Genomic DNA, 16185 nt, shown 5'->3' with positions numbered 1-16185 from the left:
CCCGGATCAGCCGTTGGCACGCTCTGCGGCGCGTGAAAGTGCGCGCTGCATCATGATGCCGGCCATTTTTGTTCTGTACTCAGCCGGTCCTCTGCCGTCGGAGGCCGGGTCAGTGATGGCTTCAGCCGCTTCAACGGCACGTTTCACGGTCGCTTCGTCCAGCGACGAGCCCGTCAGGATATCGCTGGCGTCTGCAGCATGAAGCGGTGTGTCGGCAACGTTGGTGAGAGCGACAGAACAGCTGGCGACGGTGCCGCCATTCATCGTCAGAACGACGGCTGCCGCCGCAGTGGCATAATCGCCGACCTTGCGCTTCAGTTTCTCGTAGGCGTAGCCATGGCCCGCCGGCGGGACAGGGATCTTTACGGCTGTCAGAATTTCTTCCGGTGCCAGAGCAGTAAAATAGGCCGCTTCATAAAAGTCCCGGGCCGCAACTTCGCGCGCGCCATCCGGTCCGGTCAGGACATAGGAGGCATTCAGGCACTGCATCAGCGCGGGCATGTCATTGCCCGGGTCGCCATTGGCAACGTTTCCGCCAAGGGTCCCGAGATATCGAATTTGCGGATCCGCGATCACCAACGAGGTTTCACGGATGATCGGCAGCTTCTCCGTCAGCAGATCCGATGAGATCAATTCATGCTGTGTCGTCATCGCGCGGATGGTGATGGTTCCGCTTTCCTCACTGATCCCCTTGAGGTCGGCGATGCCGCCCAGGTCAACGAGATGTTCCGGTGCGGCCATGCGCAGCTTCATCATCGGAATGAGGCTGTGCCCACCGGAAAGCGGACGGGCTTCATCGCCATGGTCAACCAGAATGGCGACGGCTTCGGCCACGGTCGATGGCCGGTGATAGGTGAATTCACCAGGGATCACGTTTTTCTCCTCCCTCAATCGGCTCAAGAGATCTCGAACCGAGTGCCGGATTCTTGCCCTTGCGTCCAAAAGGCGTGTTCATCCGGCTGTTGCGTGCGGTTCCATCGCCCGGGCGACGGATTGTCACATGTTGCAAGCGTGAAGACTGATGCGCCGCACACTCAAGGCGGCATGCACCGAAAGCGTGCAGGAATGCACGGGAGACATGTATTCCAACACGAAATGCGGCAGTGGTTCTGACGTATTTCATGAAATGCGAATGATGAGGTTTTCTGTCATGCTACGTAAGTTGTTGGAAAATAAAGAGACAGAAGGTCTGTGAGCTCAGAAAATCCAACTCTATTAAAAGTTGTATCATTTTGAGTGTGCTTGCACGAACGGCGTGTCTCTATTTCGGTTTGCGGCAGTGCACACAATCCGTCGTCTTTGCGGGAAGCAGCTGGTGAACACTTACTGTGCCGCAGCCGGATGGCTGTCGTGTTCGGCGTTTTCGGTCAAGGCATTCAGTCTTGCCCGGATGCGGCTCCAGCGAGACCGGCTCACCGGAACGGTCTGTGCCTCGTCACCTTCAAGAACAAGTACGCCGCCGTCACCTGCACGTTTGAAACTGGCGACACAGGAGAGATTGACGATGTGGCTGCGGTGAACCCGCTTGAAAATCTTCGGATCGAGTTGTTGCTCGGCTTCGCTGATCGACAGGGGACAGAAATATTCCCGGTGGCCATCGTAAAGTTTGGTGTAATGGGCGTCGGCGTGGATCGCGGCGACATCCGAAATGCCGATCTGGGTCTTCTGGCCGTCCCGTTCTATAGGCAGCGTTCGCTTGGCGGCAGGAGTGGAAGACCGTGCCGCGGAGGGGGCTGCCTGCAACCCTGCGGCACTGCGTTTGGCTGCATCGCCTGAAGCCGGTTCGGAGGGCAGCGCTTCCTCGTTCAGCACGACCGGTTCTCTCGCATCGTCTTGCAGATCTTTTGTGGTGTCGTTTGTTTCGTCAGGCTGCTGAGCCGGAACAAGGGCCAGAAGAAACAGGCTCGAGACCAGAAAGGCGACAAACGAAACGAAAATCGCCAGCATGCCAGGGTCGAGGGTGGGGGCTGAAAGACGTCGCGCCGTATCCGTAGCTGAATAGGTCATGCCGGTCATTGCGGTGTAATGCATCGCGGAGATGGCAAGTCCCATGACGGCGGCCGATATGACCAGGGGCGGGCGCTTGCCGAGGCCGAACAGAAGCCAGAGCGCCAGACCGGCTGCGTTGAACGCGATCAGGAAGCTGGCCAGGACATAAGCCGGGTCATGTTCCAGCAGCAGCGAGTTGTGCAGGGAATACATGCCGAGATAGTGCATGGTGCAGATACCTGCGCCCATGACGAAAGCCGCCAGCCCCAATCTCAGCGACGTCAGCCGCCGGTTGCTTGCGGTGAAGACCGCAACACCCACCACAAGGACGCAAACCAGAAATGACAGCAGGGTGGGCAGGACAAGGAAGTCGACGCCGATGGGGAACTTGGCGGCGAGCATGCCGACGAAATGCATGGACCAGATGGCGAGGGCAAGGGTGAGCGCAGCTCCGACAAGAAGCATGCGCCGTCTCGGTTCAACGGCTTTTCTTACCTGAACCGCAAGACTCAGGCCGACAAAGCTTCCCTGAAATGCCATGACCAGGGAAAGCGCGACGAGCCAGGGCTCGTGCGTCACTGTCATGTTGAGGCTCTCCTCCCAATCAGCCCCGCATTCGCGTCGCGAACGGTGTATCCATTTCAATGATAGGGGAAAGGGGAAGGGGCAGCAATCATGTCCTTGAATTGATGTGGGAACAGGCTCCACAAGGTATCAGATGTCGGATGCCCGCCACACAGATGGATACCTTCGTTCTCAGGCTTTTCAAGGTGTCACAGCGGACTGTCACCTTGAAGAACGCGAGATCATAGTGCTGTTGATAGCGCGTTGAGCACACCGTTGGAACGAAGGCGCTTATAGGCATCGTGGACCGCGCCGGTGAACTCGGACGAAGCTGGAAGATCGTTTTCGAAGACCGCCTTCAGGGACAACATCCGGTCTACATAGTCAGGTCCGTCGGATTGAGCGGCGAAGGCGGCAATCTGATCGGACAGGGGATCATTGACTGGCAAGTTTCCCCCAGTTTCCGACACACCGCGGCAATAGAGCATCCAGCCGGCTACCGCGAGAGCTGAAAGCGGCCAGGGACGGCTGTCCTTCAGGTGTTGGCGAATGGACTGAAGCAGCCTTTGCGGCAGCTTCTGGCTGCCGTCGGTTGCAATCTGCGTGGTCTTGTGATGCAGCGCCCTGTTGGCGAAGCGGTCGATCAAGGTATCGGCGTAGCGGGAAACTTCAACACTATCAGGCACCTCCAGCGTTGGTACCTGCTCATCCAGCATCAGCTTCCTGGCGGCGGTCAAAAGCACAGGATCCTGCATGCAATCGGCAATCGTTTCCTTGCCTGCCAATGCCCCCAGATAAGCCAGGAACGAATGAGTTCCGTTCAACAGCCGCAGTTTCATCTCCTCGAAGGGCGCCACATCGGCAACGAACTCAGCTCCCGCAAGGTCCCAGGCGGGCCGTTCCCCGGCAAAACTGTCCTCGATGACCCACTGGCGGAACGGTTCGCACAGGATCCCGTTTGGATCGGACCGGCCGAGAGCTTCGCTCAGACGCTCGTGAGACTGTTCCGTCATGGCCGGTGTGATGCGGTCGACCATGGAACACGGAAACCTGCAATTCTCTTCGACCCAGGTGCAAAGGCCAGGATCGAGTTCTCGCGCATAGTCGAGTATGGCCTGACGACAAAGCACACCGTTGGACGGGAGATTGTCGCAAGAAAGGACCGTCAGTCCGCTTTCGCCTGCATCCTTCCGTTGGCGAAGACCTTCAACGATGGTACCGATTGCCGTTTTGGGAGCGCCGCTTCCCTTGAGATCTTCAACGATGCCCTTGTGGCCAAGATCCAGTTGCCCGCCAGACAGGCAGTATCCTTTTTCGGTGATTGTCAGGGTGATCACCGCAAGGTCCGGGTTGGATATCTGCTCCGCCACCGCACCTGCGCCATCGCGAGCGGGGTGCAGTGTTTTGACCACCGCGCCGATCTCCCGAAGAACGAGATCATCGTCGGACATTTCTCCAACGGTATAAAGACCACCGGACTGGTCAAGCCGGGTCAGTTCAGCCGCACCTGAATTCAAGCGCGTGGCAATGACACCCCAATCGCCTTCAGTGTGACGCAGCATTTCATCGTGAAACACCATGACATGTGCCTTGGCGAAAGCACCGAAACCGATATGCAGTACCCGGGCACGCAGATCGTTGCGATCATAGGTTGGGGAAAGGATCTGGGAAGGCTGTTCAGTCATGAGTTCTTAGCCGGATTAGAATGCGATTTTCGTTCCGGGAGTAACCGGAAGTCCGTTGACGGTCAGCGGGGCCGATCCGGCCTGCCAGAGTCTCACCGTGTCGAAGGCCGGTTGCCAATCGCCGGAACGGTGCCAGTGAAGGTGAACATCCGCGTTGTTCCGCGCCAGTTCAAATTTTGTCAGGCAGTGGTCACCGGCAAGCGCACTTACACTAACGCCATCGTCGTCATAGGCGAAGGAAAGTCTTGCAGAGCCACTGTTGTTTTGCGGATAGATCCTCCAGGTCCGCTCTGTATCCGTCGCGGCATCGGCACGAAGATTGGCCGCAGCGAGTGGCAACACGGTCCCTCCGCGCACGAAGACAGGAATGGTCTCCAACGAGACCGGAACCTCTATCCTATCACCGCCCGGATACCAGGCACTGCCGTCAAATGCCCACCATCCTTCTTCATTCGCCGGAAGTGTCACCCGCCGGTGCGTTGCACCTTGTTCCACCACCGTTGCGACAAGAAGATCCCGGCCCAGCAGGAAATCGAATTCGGCGTCACGGCAATTCGGGTCGTCGGGGTGGTCCAGGAAGAGCGGACGCAGCATCGGTTCTCCGTCCGTCACCGCCTGATATAGCAATGTATAAAGGTAAGGGATCAGCCGGGCGCGAAACTTCAGGGCGTCCCTGATGAGCGGAGTGATCTCGGGATACATCCACGCTTCATTCGCGGTGCCGTCGTCATTCCAGGAGTGAATGGTCAGGCGAGGATGGAAAATTCCGCTTTGCACCCACCGCAGGAACAGTTCCGGCTCCGGGCGCGGGCCGGCGAACCCACCGACATCGTGTCCGATATTGTAAAAACCGGAAAGACTGAGGCCGAGCCCCATCGGAATGTTCCAGCGAAGTGTATCCCAGGAACTGTAATTGTCTCCCGTCCAGGTCTGCGCATAGCGCTGCGTGCCTGGCGCCGCGCAACGTGAAATCAGATAGGGCCGCTTGTCCGGTTGGCTGGCCTTTTGCGCATCGTAAGACGCGCGGGTCATGAGCTGGCTGTGAAGCGGGCGAATAAGATTCACGGGAATAGGATTGCCGAAGCCACTGCAGACCGCTTCATCATCCCAGACCTCATACTCGTTGTTGTCGTTCCAGGTGTGCGGAATGCCCCTGGCAAACAGTTTGTCGTTGAGGTTCTTCTGCCACCAGGAAACGGCGTCGGGATTGGTGAAGTCCAGATGAGATCCGTTGCCGTCCCAGAAGGGAGACTGTTCAGGTTCTCCCGATTCGCTGTCCCTTATGAAAAGGCCGGCGTCTTTCACCTCGTCGTAAAGCGGATGATCATCCAGCAGCACTGGTTTGATGTTGGCAATCAGATGGACGCCGGATTGCGAATATTTCCGGGTCATGTCTTCCGCGTTTGGAAACCGGTCCGTGTTCCAGTGAAAGACGTAACGCTTGCCCTCAATGGCCGTGTAGCCGGAAGACATCTGGAAACTGTCGCAGGGGATGTCTTCCTCGTCGAGTTTTTGAAGAAACTCCTCCATGCGTTCCTGGGCATTTTCCGCATCGGCATACGCCATGGAGGATCCGGAATATCCAAGTCCCCATCGGGGCATGAAAGCGGTGCCGCCGGTCAGCCAGTGGTGCCGCTTGACCACCTCCAGAACGGACGGTGCCCAACTGAAATAAAAATCCAATTCTCCGTCTTCGGCGCGGAACGCACGGAAGGGTGGATGATAATTGTCCTTTTCATTGCCGAGATCGAACCAGCAAGGCGCAAGTGTGTCGTAGTAAAGGCCGTAGGCGCCGAGATCACCTCGATCCGTGATCGTGAACGGAATGTGCTTGTAGAGCGGATCGGTCGTTTGGGCGTCGTAACCCATGGCATCCAGGTTGCGCATTTCATAGCGGCGGCCGGAGCGTTCCAGAGCACCGCTTTTTTCGCCAAGACCGTAGTATCTTTCTCCTGGGAACCGTCGCAAAAAGTGCTGTTTACGGTGGTCCCGCCGCCCGATCATGTAGGCGCTTTGCGGCCGGTCGCGCGCCACTTCCCGCCAGTCTTCCTGCGGAGCCGACCGGCATTCCCAGATCATGCTCAAGGGGGTGCCGATCGTCAGGCGAAGGTTCAGCGTTTCCAGGACAACGCTGTCCGCCGCTCGCCTGACCGAGAAATCGGGGCAGGAGAAACCGGCAAGCGCATCCCTCCAGCGCCCGTCCCAGGGTGCGTCTGTCCCGGGAGCCACCGCCCAAGTGCGGCTCAGGCGATATTCGCCGTCTTTCAGAAGACAGACCCGGATCAGGGCCGGTTCCAGAACCGAAATCTGGAGGCGATGCTTTCCTTCGACTTCAAGGACGATTCCGTTTCGCAGGTGTTCGGCGAACTGCCAGCAGTTCAAGGCTTTCATCTAAGGCTCCTAGTAGCCGAGCAGGAGGCGTGGCAGGAACAGGCTGATCGATGGGACATAGGTGACCACCAACAGCAGACTGACGAGCACGGCATAAAAGCCGAGCATCGGTTTGATCACCTGCCCGATCTTCACGCCGCCGACGGAACAGCCGACAAAGAGCGCGGATCCGACCGGCGGTGTACAAATGCCGATGCACAGGTTGAACGTCATGACCACGCCGAAATGAACCGGATCCATGCCGAGGTCCTTCACGACCGGCAGGAAGATCGGCGTGAAGATCAGAAGAGCCGGTGTCATATCCATGAATGTTCCGACGACAAGCAGAGCGATATTGATGATCAGCAACAGGACAAGCGGGTTTTCGGACAGGTTCAGCAATGCATCGGAAATGGAATAAGGAATGTCGGCGAAGGCCATTGCCTTCGACATCGCGATTGAACATCCGATCATCAACAGAACGATGGACGTGGTCACCGCACTTTCCAGAATGATGCTCGGCAGTTCGCGCCATGTGATCTCACGGTACCAGACGACCGCCAGGAACAGCGTATAGACCACGGCAACCGCCGACGCTTCGGTCGCGGTAAAGATGCCGCCGATTATACCTCCCATGACAATGATGATCAGGCCGAGCGGCAGCATCGCATCCGCAGCCTTGACGGCAACTTCCCTGCCGCTCGGACGTGGAGCGACCGGATATCCGCGGCGCTTGGCGATGATCCCCGCTACCACCATCAGGCTGAGACCCATGAGGATGCCCGGGATATATCCGGCGACAAACAACGCGGCGACGGATGTACCGTTGGTGATCAGCGAGTAGACAATGAAAGTGGAGCTTGGCGGAATGAGTAGACCTGTCGGACAGGAGGCGATATTGACCGCGGCACTGTACGCCGGGTCATAGCCTTCCTTCTTCTGCAGGGGCGCCATGACACCACCGACTGCCGCAGCGGACGCGACAGCCGATCCTGAGATCGAACCGAACATCATGTTGGCGATGACGTTGCAGTGGGCCAGGGCGCCGGGAAGCCGGCCACCCAGAACCTTGGCGAACTCGATGAGCCGCATCGCGATGCCGCCGCGGTTCATGATGTTGCCTGCCAGAATGAAGAACGGGATCGCAAGCAGCGTGAAACTGTCCAGACCCGAGGCGATTTGCTGGGCGACGATGTAGACCGACTGGTCGAAGGACATGAACAGCAGGAAGGTGGCAAAGGCAGCCAGGCCGATCGAAAAGGCGATCGGCACCCCCAGGATCATGAGCAGCGCGAATGTCCCGAACAGAACCAGGACCGATTGAATATCCATGAAATTTCCCCCAGTCCCTTAGTCCAGCGGGCCGCCCGCCTTGGGCGCGCCATCCTGATCGTTCGGCCCGCGGCCCTCTCTGAAGAGGTCGGCCATGAAGGTCAGGCAGTAGTAGAGAATGCAAAATCCTGAAAACGGGATCGCAACATAGACGAGGCCCATGGGCATCCGCAGAGCCGGGGATACCTGCCCGGTTTCCAGTGTGCGGCTTACCAGGTCCAGCCCACCGTAGATCATCACCAGCGCCGCAAAGACTGCTATGGCCGTGATGATTCCGGCATTCACCAGCAGACGGACAGTGCCCTTGGTAATCACCGGCAGGAGATCGATGGCAAGGTGGCGCCGCTGCCCCAGCGTGTAGGCGCCGCCAAGCAAGGCAACCCAGATAAACAGGAAACGCGCCATTTCATCGGTTACGGTGCTCGGGCTTTCAAGCACGTAACGCGAAAAGACCTGCCAGATGACGCAGGCAACCAGAATGGCGAAAGCGATGGAGATGACGAGGCGCAGGATCAGATCGACGCCTCTTGTTACGTTTGTCACGATGTTCCTCCCATGCCGACCCGGAATACCCATTGAAGCAGGTGTGTCGGCGGAATTCGACGGCCTAAGGTTTGCGCCAAGAAATTAAATTGGTCAACCAATTTTATAAAAAAGGTTGACTGATTTCGAAAATTGGACGAACAATTCGCCATCCGCAGCAGCAATTGGCTGCGAGACCCGAGGCCGGGACCGGCTCATTGAGGAGCGCAGGTCGCGTGGCCGAGGCTGCATTTGGGAGGAAGACATGACGAAATTCGTTAAGCTCGCGGCCGTCCTGGCCGCAGGCGTTGTTGCACTGGGGTCGGCTGCCAATGCCAAGACCCTGCGTCTCAACCACAACAATCCGGAAGACCATCCGCTTCACAAATCCATGGAATACATGGCCGAGCGTCTGGAAGAAGCGACCGGTGGCGATCTGAAGATCCGTATCTACGCCAACGCTCAGCTTGGCACGCAGCGTGAATCCATGGAGCTGATGCAGAACGGCACCCTGGACATGGCGCGTTCCAACGCTTCGGAACTGGAAGCATTTGAAGAGTCCTATGGTGCACTCAATCTGCCCTACATCTTCGTCAACGCCGATCACTACTATGACGTTCTGAGCGGCGACATCGGTGCGGACATCCTGGCCGCTTCCGAAGACAAGGGCTTCATCGGCATCGCGTTTTACATCGAAGGTGCGCGTTCCTTTTATGCCAACAAGGAAATCAATTCGCCGGCAGATCTTGAAGGCATGAAGATCCGTGTTCAGCCGAGCCCGTCCGCCATCCGCATGGTCGAACTGCTTGGCGGCAACCCGACCCCGATTGCCTGGGGCGAACTCTACAGCGCGCTGCAGCAGGGCGTCGTTGACGGCGCGGAAAACAACCCGATGGCTCTGACCTCGGCACGCCACGGTGAAGTGTCCAAGGTTTATTCCGACGACGGTCACACCATGATCCCGTCTGTCGTGATGATTTCGTCCAAGACCTGGAGCGACCTGTCTGATGAGCACAAGGCTGCACTCACCAAGGCTGCCAAGGAGTCCATGGATTTCCACCGCGAGCAGTGGGATGCCATGAGCGCCAAGGCTGTGGAGACCGCCAAGAACGAACTCGGTGTGAAATTCATCGAAGTTGAAAAAGGTCCGTTCATCGAGGCTGTTCTGCCGATGCACGAAGAGGCTGCACAGAAGTCACCGGTCGTGGCTGACCTGATCAAGCGTATCAAGGACATTGCTCCGTAACGCCTGAAAGACCAGTCTGGAGTATTCCGTGTTGTTTGGGAAAACGCGCGGAATGCTCTCCGGACGTTGCCGGAGACGGAAAGATGCTCGAACGTTCACATCTCGCTGACAATGCGCTGCAGGCTTTGCACGACGAAGACTACGACGTGCCATTCAACACGCAGTCGCTCAACCATGAAGGTCTGATTTTCATGGGCGGCCGGTCTGCGGCAAGTCTCGATGGCGACTGGACCTTTTGCGTCGATCTTCTGGACACCGGTTTGCGGCAAAAATGGTTCTCAATGCTGCCGGAGGCACCTGAAAAGCGGACGGAGCCCTGGGACTACGATCCCTATATGGGAGAAACCGTTCCGGTGCCTTCCAACTGGGCGATGCTGAAAGATAAATGGTACTTCTTTGAAGGCAGCTCCTGGTACACACGTCCGCTCGATATAGCTGAAATTGAAGAAAGCAAGCGACAGTTCCTGAGGTTCGGCGCGGCAAGCTACGACTGCAAGATTTTTCTGAACGGTGAATTCCTGGGCAATCACTACGGCGCATCGACGCCGTTTTGCGTCGAGCTCACTGGCAAGCTGAAGCGTGGCCGTAACTGGATCATGGCCTGTGTGAACAACACGCGCACCCGTGACCGGGTGCCGATGCGCAACACGGACTGGTTCAATTATGGAGGCCTGTACCGTGAAGTGTCTTTTTTCGAAACGCCGGCAAACCTGATCAAGGATTTCTTTTTGCATCTTGTGCCTGATGGCACCTATTCGCGGATCCGCGCTGAAGTCGAAATTGACGGCGCTCCTGAAGCTCCCGTCCATCTGTCGATCCCTGAACTTGGTATCGAACAAACTGTTCCGCTCGATGAATGCGGAAAAGGGCAGGTGGAGCTCTATGCAAAGCCGGAACTCTGGAGCCCCGCTTCGCCGAAGCTTTATGATGTTTCTGTTGGTTTTGGGACTGACAGGATCGCGGATCGCGTCGGCTTCCGCCAGGTTGAAAGGCGCGGCACCGATATCCTGCTGAATGGCCAATCCCTGTTCCTTCGCGGCATTTCCGTGCATGAGGATGATGCCGAACTGGGTAAGGTCACCAATGAAGACGATCTGCGCCGCCGGTTCTCCCATGCGAAAGAGTTGGGGTGCAATTACCTGCGTCTGGCCCATTATCCTCATCATGAACGGGCCGCAGAGCTCGCCGACGAACTCGGATTTCTCCTGTGGGAGGAAATTCCCGTTTACTGGGCGATCGATTTTGCCAATCCTGCCACATACAAGGACGCTGAAAACCAGCTTCGCGAACTGATCAGGCGTGATCGGAACCGGGCCAGTGTCATCATCTGGTCGGTCGGCAACGAAAATCCGGACACGGATGCGCGCTTGAAATTCATGCAAGGATTGGCAGACACCTGCAAGTCACTCGATCCCACCCGTCTGACCTCGGCGGCCTGTCTGGTGAACCATGCTCAAAACCGGATCGAGGACCGCCTTGCAAAGTACATCGATGTCATAGGGCTGAACGAGTATTATGGCTGGTACGAAGAGAATTTCGACGACCTTGCCGAGATCGGCAGGAACTCGGACCCCGACAGGCCGGTGGTAATCTCGGAAACCGGTGCGGATGGCGTGATCGGCGACAAGGGGCCGAAAAGAGGCCTCTTCAGTGAAGATTACATGGCTGAAGTCTACCACCGGCAGATCGACACCTTGCGCAAACTTGACTACGTCAAGGGCATGTCGCCTTGGATCCTTTACGATTTCCGTGTAGAGCGCCGGCAAAATATCTTTCAAAATGGCTATAATCACAAAGGGCTGATTGCCGCCGACAAAAGAACCAAGAAAAAAGCATTCCATATTCTGGCGGAGTATTATCACCAGATCGCCGCCAGCGATGAGGATGCAAGGAAGGCCTCATGACCAGCGATGTTTCAAAGCGCCGCTATCAGGAAATAGCCGAGCTGCTCGCCAGGCGTATTACCGAGCAAGGTTACAAGCCTGGCGACAAGTTTCCGACGGAACGCCAGATTTCCCTGGAAATGGGGATCAGCCGGTCGCTTGTCCGCGAGGCATATATCGTGCTGGAAATCGAGGGCTATCTGGATGTGCGAAAAGGGTCCGGCAGTTATGTTGCCGCTGGAGAGAAGATTTCGCTGAATGTTCCAAAAGCCGATTTCGGCCCGTTCGAGTTGCTTCAGGCCCGTCAGCTTCTTGAAAGCAGCATCGCGGGTTTTGCCGCAACCACCATCACCAAGAACGATATCCTGAAGCTTCGCGAAACCCTTGAGCTTGAGCGCAAGGCCATTGAGGTTGGCGAAGAGGACTATTTGGCAGATCGTCAGTTTCACCTGCAGATTGCCGAAGCCACTCAGAACAGCGTTCTGGTCGCCCAGGTCGAGGATCTCTGGACCAAACGCGAAGAAAGCTCCATGTGGGCCCGTCTGCACGACCGCATTTTCGACCTGAGCTACCGGGAAAAATGGCTGGACGACCACGCGGCAATTCTGGAGGCGCTTAGACACCGCAATTCGGAAACGGCACGGCAGGCGATGTGGCAGCATCTTGAAAATGTTCGCCTGACCCTGCTCGAATTGTCGGATGTCGGAGATCCGGAGTTCGATGGTTACCTGTATACGCCCGCTGTGGCTTCCCCATAAGAAAAAGAAAGTAGAGCTGCGATGATCGAAAGCTGGCGTTGGTTCGGGCCTCAGGATCCGGTTTCCCTGACAGACGTTCGCCAAACCGGGGCAAGTGGCATCGTGACCGCCTTGCACGAGATTCCGAACGGAACATTCTGGCCTGAAGAGGAGATAGCTGCCCGCCGCCAGATGATCGAAGATGCCGGCCTGACCTGGGAAGTCACCGAAAGCATTCCCGTTCACGAGGATATCAAGACCGGTGCATCGGGGTGGGAACGCTGGGCCCGGAACTGGGCAGAGACAGCGCGTGCGCTCGCCCGCCAAGGCGTCAAGACCATCTGCTATAACTTCATGCCGGTCCTGGACTGGACACGCACCGATCTGGATTATGTGCTGCCGGACGGTGCCACCGCTTTGCGCTTCGAATTTGCCGCCTATGCCGCGTTTGACTTGTTCATCTTGAGACGTGAAGGCGCAGAAGCGGACTACAGCGAGGAAGACATTGCGGCTGCCGAAGCTTACCTGGCGACCCGCCCGGAGGCGGAACGCGAACGACTGACCGCAAACATTATTGCCGGTTTGCCGGGATCGGAAGAAAGCTACACGCTCGACAGTTTCAGGGCCCGTCTGGAGGCCTACCGGGATACGGGCCGCGAAGAACTGTTCCAGAACCTGCAGAATTTTCTGGATGTGGTGATCCCGGAAATCGAGGAGGCCGGGGCAGTTCTGGCGCTGCACCCGGACGATCCCCCGCGTCCGCTGTTCGGGTTGCCTCGCATCGCCAGCACGCAGACGGATCTCGAGCGCATCGCTGCGATGCACAGTTCGCCTTCGAACGGCTTTACGCTTTGCACAGGCTCGCTGGGAGTTAATCCGGACAATAACCTTCCGGCCATTGCCGAAAGTCTCGGTGAGCGCATTCATTTTGCGCATCTGCGCGCAACGCACCGCGAGGACGATCCACGCAGCTTTTATGAAGACGCCCATCTGGAAGGCGACATAGATATGGTCGCCATCATCCGGGCGCTCCGTCGACTGGAAAATCGCAGCGGCAAGCGAATTCCCATGCGTCCCGATCACGGTCACCGCATTTTGAACGATCTTGCAGGCAAGTCGACACCCGGCTATCCGGCAATTGGTCGTCTGAGGGGACTTGGGGAGTTGCGCGGCGTCATCAAGGCGGTGGACGTGCTGGAAGGATATGGTGAAGCCGCACAATAGGCGTGCCGCCTGAGAGCCTGCTTCTTGACGCTGTCGTTCATTCCATGGTCTGGAGATGACGACATTGTTTCAAGGGACCCGATCCCCGCAGCAGGTAGCCAAATGCCCGACACTCAGCAAAGCAGTTCCAGCCTCATTGAAGATGGCCAGGACACCATTTTGATCGACAATCTTCTGATTCCTGCACAGATCGGGATTTTGGAAAGCGAGCAGGGACGGGATCAGGCCGTCCGCTTTGATATCGAAATCCAGACTGTTTCCGGCTATCGCAAGCTGGTGACCGAGGCTGGCACATTTGTTTCCTACGCCGATGCGGTGGAGTTCATCCAGAACAAGGCCGCTTCCGGCGGGCATGTCGATCTGGTCGAAGATTGGGCCGAAGCAGTCGCGGAGTTCGTGCTTTCCAATCCGTTGGCAGACAAAGTCACGGTCAAGGTCACTAAACCGGACATCTTCGAAGATGCCTCGGGCGTCGGAATCCGCATCACACGTAGACGTGCCTAAGCCGGTCTTGCCGCAGGTAAGAATTTTCCTATTTCCTTCCGAACCGTCCGACTGACGGGTTTGAACATCCGGGAGCTTTGCCTTTCATGATATCCGCCGATCGTCTCCTGCCTCTTTGGCTCAAGTACCGCGAGGCGTTGGAAGCGCCGGTTCGAACGTTTGAGTTCCCCAGGTTCGGTCGCCGATTTGAGGACCGGACCTATCAGATGGGCGTTCTGAACCTATCGCCGGACAGCACATATCGCGAAACGGTCTGCCATACGTTCGAAGCGGCGCTCTATCGCGGGCGGCGAATGACGCTCGAAGGCGCTGCAATGGTCGATATTGGGGCGGAATCGACCGGCGAGACTGCCGATATTGTGGCAGCAGAGCGGCAGATCGACCGGATGCGGCCGGTGGTCAAGGCACTGGCAGACGAGAACATCCTGGTATCTGTCGAAACCTATCATCCGGAAGTGGGTGTCGCTCTCGTTGAAGCGGGCGCGGGCGTGGTCAATCTGACCGGCCGGGTGGACGATCCGGCATTCTATGAGGCACTGGCCTTTCATCAGGCCGGTGTTGTTCTGTGCTACACACCGGGAGAGAATGCCCGGTCCGCGGACTTTTTGCCGCCTTCGGAAGAAATCTTTGATCACCAGCTGACCTTTTTCAAGGAGCGGATCGATCTGGCGACCAATGCCGGGATCGAACGGCTTTGGGTTGATCCGGGCTTCGGCTTTGCATTGCACTTGCCGGACGGGCCTGACAGGATCCGGTATCAGACCGAAAGCATCCTGCAGTCTTTCCGGCTGCGCGAACTGGGGTGGCCAGTCACGGTGCAGCTGACCGGCGCGGTCTATCTGTTCCGGGACGAAGTGCGCGTTGCGCAGACAAGTGCCGCAACGCTCGCGGTGATGTCGAAGGCCAATCTGGTGCGCAGTCATGAAGTCTCGCGCGTCCAGCCGGTCTTGAACTTTCAGGACTACGCCTGACAATTCTGGGGAGATAAGAGCATGGCAGCCGATAAGATCGCCTTGGTCACTGGAGCCGGAAAACGGCTTGGCAAGGCTATTGCCTGGGGACTGGCGGAAAAGGGCTACGCGCTCGGCCTCCATTACAATTCATCCGTGGGAGGTGCGAAGGATCTTCATGATGAAATCCTGGCATCAGGTGGGACAGCGGTTCTTTTGCAGAAGGATCTCAGTCGGCCGGAGCTGGCTGGCGAGCTGATTTCGGAAACGGCGAACGCTTTGGGCGGTCCGGTCTCCGTGTTGGTGAACTCGGCTTCTGCGTTCAATACGGACAACATCTTCGACCTGACCCCGGAAAGCTGGCAGTTCCTGATGAATGTAAACGCCGCTGCGCCCGTCTTCCTTATGCAGGCCTTTGCCAATCAGGACCCGTTGCCGGTGGAAGGGTCGATCGTGAACATGCTGGACACTCAGATGCTGTCGGCCTCGCCGGAACGGTTCAGCTATTTCTGCGGAAAGTTTGCGTTGGACGGCGCCACTCGTCTTGCAGCCTTCGAACTGGGCACAAAGGGCATAAGGGTCAATGCGGTTGCACCCGGCCTGGTGCTGCCGAGTGATCAGACCCAGGAGAACTTCGACAGTCGTCAGAAACTGACGCCTCTCGGTCCGGGCCTTGGGCCGGACGATATTGTTGCCGCCGTTCAGTACCTGGTGCAAGCGCGGCAAGTCAGTGGGCACACGCTTGTGGTCGATGCGGGCCAGCGTCTAATGGGCTTTGGCAACTCCCCGATAGGGTGAGCGGCGAGCCGCGTTTCATTAGCTAACAAATGGTTAATATCCACTGCCTGAAGGGCGCCGAAATTTTTCTCAAAAAAAATCAAAACAGCTGTTGACGGTGGTTGGTTGGGTGCGTATAACCGCGCTCATCGACGGCGGCAACGTCGCTGGCGGCAAGGTTTTTTGACCTTAATTCCTGAAAATTGGTCTGATTGGGCCGGATCTAGAGGTTCGGTGTCGGGTTGATTTTCGCTTGAGGGATGGGTTTGATCCTGCGAGGTTTGGTGCCTCTGTTCTTTGACAATTTGGTTATGAAGGAAGGGAAGCGTAGGCGGCGTTGGCCTTGCGATCCTCGGCGTGAGTTGAGGGTTTTAAGGAGTTACGCAGGTACGCTGATCTTTC

General features: G+C 57.4%; 13 protein-coding genes. 7 read left to right on the top strand and 6 right to left on the bottom strand.

What is annotated here, in order from left to right; translation table 11 throughout:
* Positions 1–6 precede the first annotated feature (6 nt).
* The 6 genes from ABLQ08_RS25825 to ABLQ08_RS25800 form a co-directional block, all read right to left on the bottom strand.
* The gene (locus ABLQ08_RS25825; RefSeq protein ID WP_352948400.1) at positions 7–873 is read right to left on the bottom strand and encodes an FAD binding domain-containing protein; all 867 of its coding nucleotides are present in this window, start codon (positions 871–873) and stop codon (positions 7–9) included.
* Positions 874–1323: 450 nt separating this feature from the next.
* Positions 1324–2574: an MHYT domain-containing protein gene (locus ABLQ08_RS25820; protein ID WP_352948397.1), complete on the bottom strand. Its 1251-nt coding sequence runs from the start codon at positions 2572–2574 to the stop codon at positions 1324–1326.
* A gap of 221 nt (positions 2575–2795) precedes the next feature.
* Positions 2796–4238, bottom strand: a complete 1443-nt coding sequence (locus ABLQ08_RS25815; protein ID WP_352948395.1) for a mannitol dehydrogenase family protein — start codon at positions 4236–4238, stop codon at positions 2796–2798.
* Between the two features lie 15 nt (positions 4239–4253).
* A complete protein-coding gene (locus ABLQ08_RS25810; RefSeq protein ID WP_352948392.1) occupies positions 4254–6629 on the bottom strand; it encodes a glycoside hydrolase family 31 protein in 2376 nt (791 codons plus the stop codon).
* Positions 6630–6638: 9 nt separating this feature from the next.
* Entirely contained in the window at positions 6639–7940 is a 1302-nt protein-coding gene (locus ABLQ08_RS25805) for a TRAP transporter large permease (protein WP_352948390.1), read from the bottom strand.
* Positions 7941–7958: 18 nt separating this feature from the next.
* Positions 7959–8483, bottom strand: a complete 525-nt coding sequence (locus tag ABLQ08_RS25800) for a TRAP transporter small permease (protein ID WP_352948388.1) — start codon at positions 8481–8483, stop codon at positions 7959–7961.
* Positions 8484–8727: 244 nt separating this feature from the next.
* Here ABLQ08_RS25800 and ABLQ08_RS25795 point away from each other — a divergent pair, with 244 nt between their 5' ends.
* The 7 genes from ABLQ08_RS25795 (at position 8728) to ABLQ08_RS25765 (ending at position 15804) form a co-directional block, all read left to right on the top strand.
* Positions 8728–9708 carry a TRAP transporter substrate-binding protein gene (locus tag ABLQ08_RS25795; RefSeq protein WP_352948386.1) on the top strand — a complete coding sequence of 327 codons (981 nt, stop codon included), beginning with the start codon at positions 8728–8730 and terminating at the stop codon, positions 9706–9708.
* Positions 9709–9791: 83 nt separating this feature from the next.
* Positions 9792–11612, top strand: coding sequence for a glycoside hydrolase family 2 protein (locus ABLQ08_RS25790; RefSeq protein ID WP_352948383.1), 1821 nt, complete (start codon positions 9792–9794; stop codon positions 11610–11612).
* Positions 11609–12349: an FCD domain-containing protein gene (locus ABLQ08_RS25785; protein ID WP_352948380.1), complete on the top strand. Its 741-nt coding sequence runs from the start codon at positions 11609–11611 to the stop codon at positions 12347–12349. Before ABLQ08_RS25790 ends, ABLQ08_RS25785 begins: the two co-directional genes overlap by 4 nt.
* A 21-nt stretch (positions 12350–12370) precedes the next feature.
* Positions 12371–13552, top strand: coding sequence for a mannonate dehydratase (gene uxuA, locus ABLQ08_RS25780; protein ID WP_352948378.1), 1182 nt, complete (start codon positions 12371–12373; stop codon positions 13550–13552).
* A 102-nt stretch (positions 13553–13654) separates the two neighbouring features.
* Positions 13655–14056 carry a dihydroneopterin aldolase gene (locus ABLQ08_RS25775; RefSeq protein WP_352948376.1) on the top strand — a complete coding sequence of 134 codons (402 nt, stop codon included), beginning with the start codon at positions 13655–13657 and terminating at the stop codon, positions 14054–14056.
* An 86-nt stretch (positions 14057–14142) separates the two neighbouring features.
* Positions 14143–15027, top strand: coding sequence for a dihydropteroate synthase (locus tag ABLQ08_RS25770; protein ID WP_352948374.1), 885 nt, complete (start codon positions 14143–14145; stop codon positions 15025–15027).
* A gap of 21 nt (positions 15028–15048) precedes the next feature.
* Positions 15049–15804: an SDR family oxidoreductase gene (locus ABLQ08_RS25765; protein WP_352948371.1), complete on the top strand. Its 756-nt coding sequence runs from the start codon at positions 15049–15051 to the stop codon at positions 15802–15804.
* The last annotated feature ends 381 nt before the right edge of the window (positions 15805–16185 follow it).

The organism is Roseibium sp. SCP14 (genome assembly GCF_040329475.1).
Classification (GTDB): domain Bacteria; phylum Pseudomonadota; class Alphaproteobacteria; order Rhizobiales; family Stappiaceae; genus Roseibium.
This window is presented reverse-complemented; position numbering and strand designations above follow the sequence as displayed.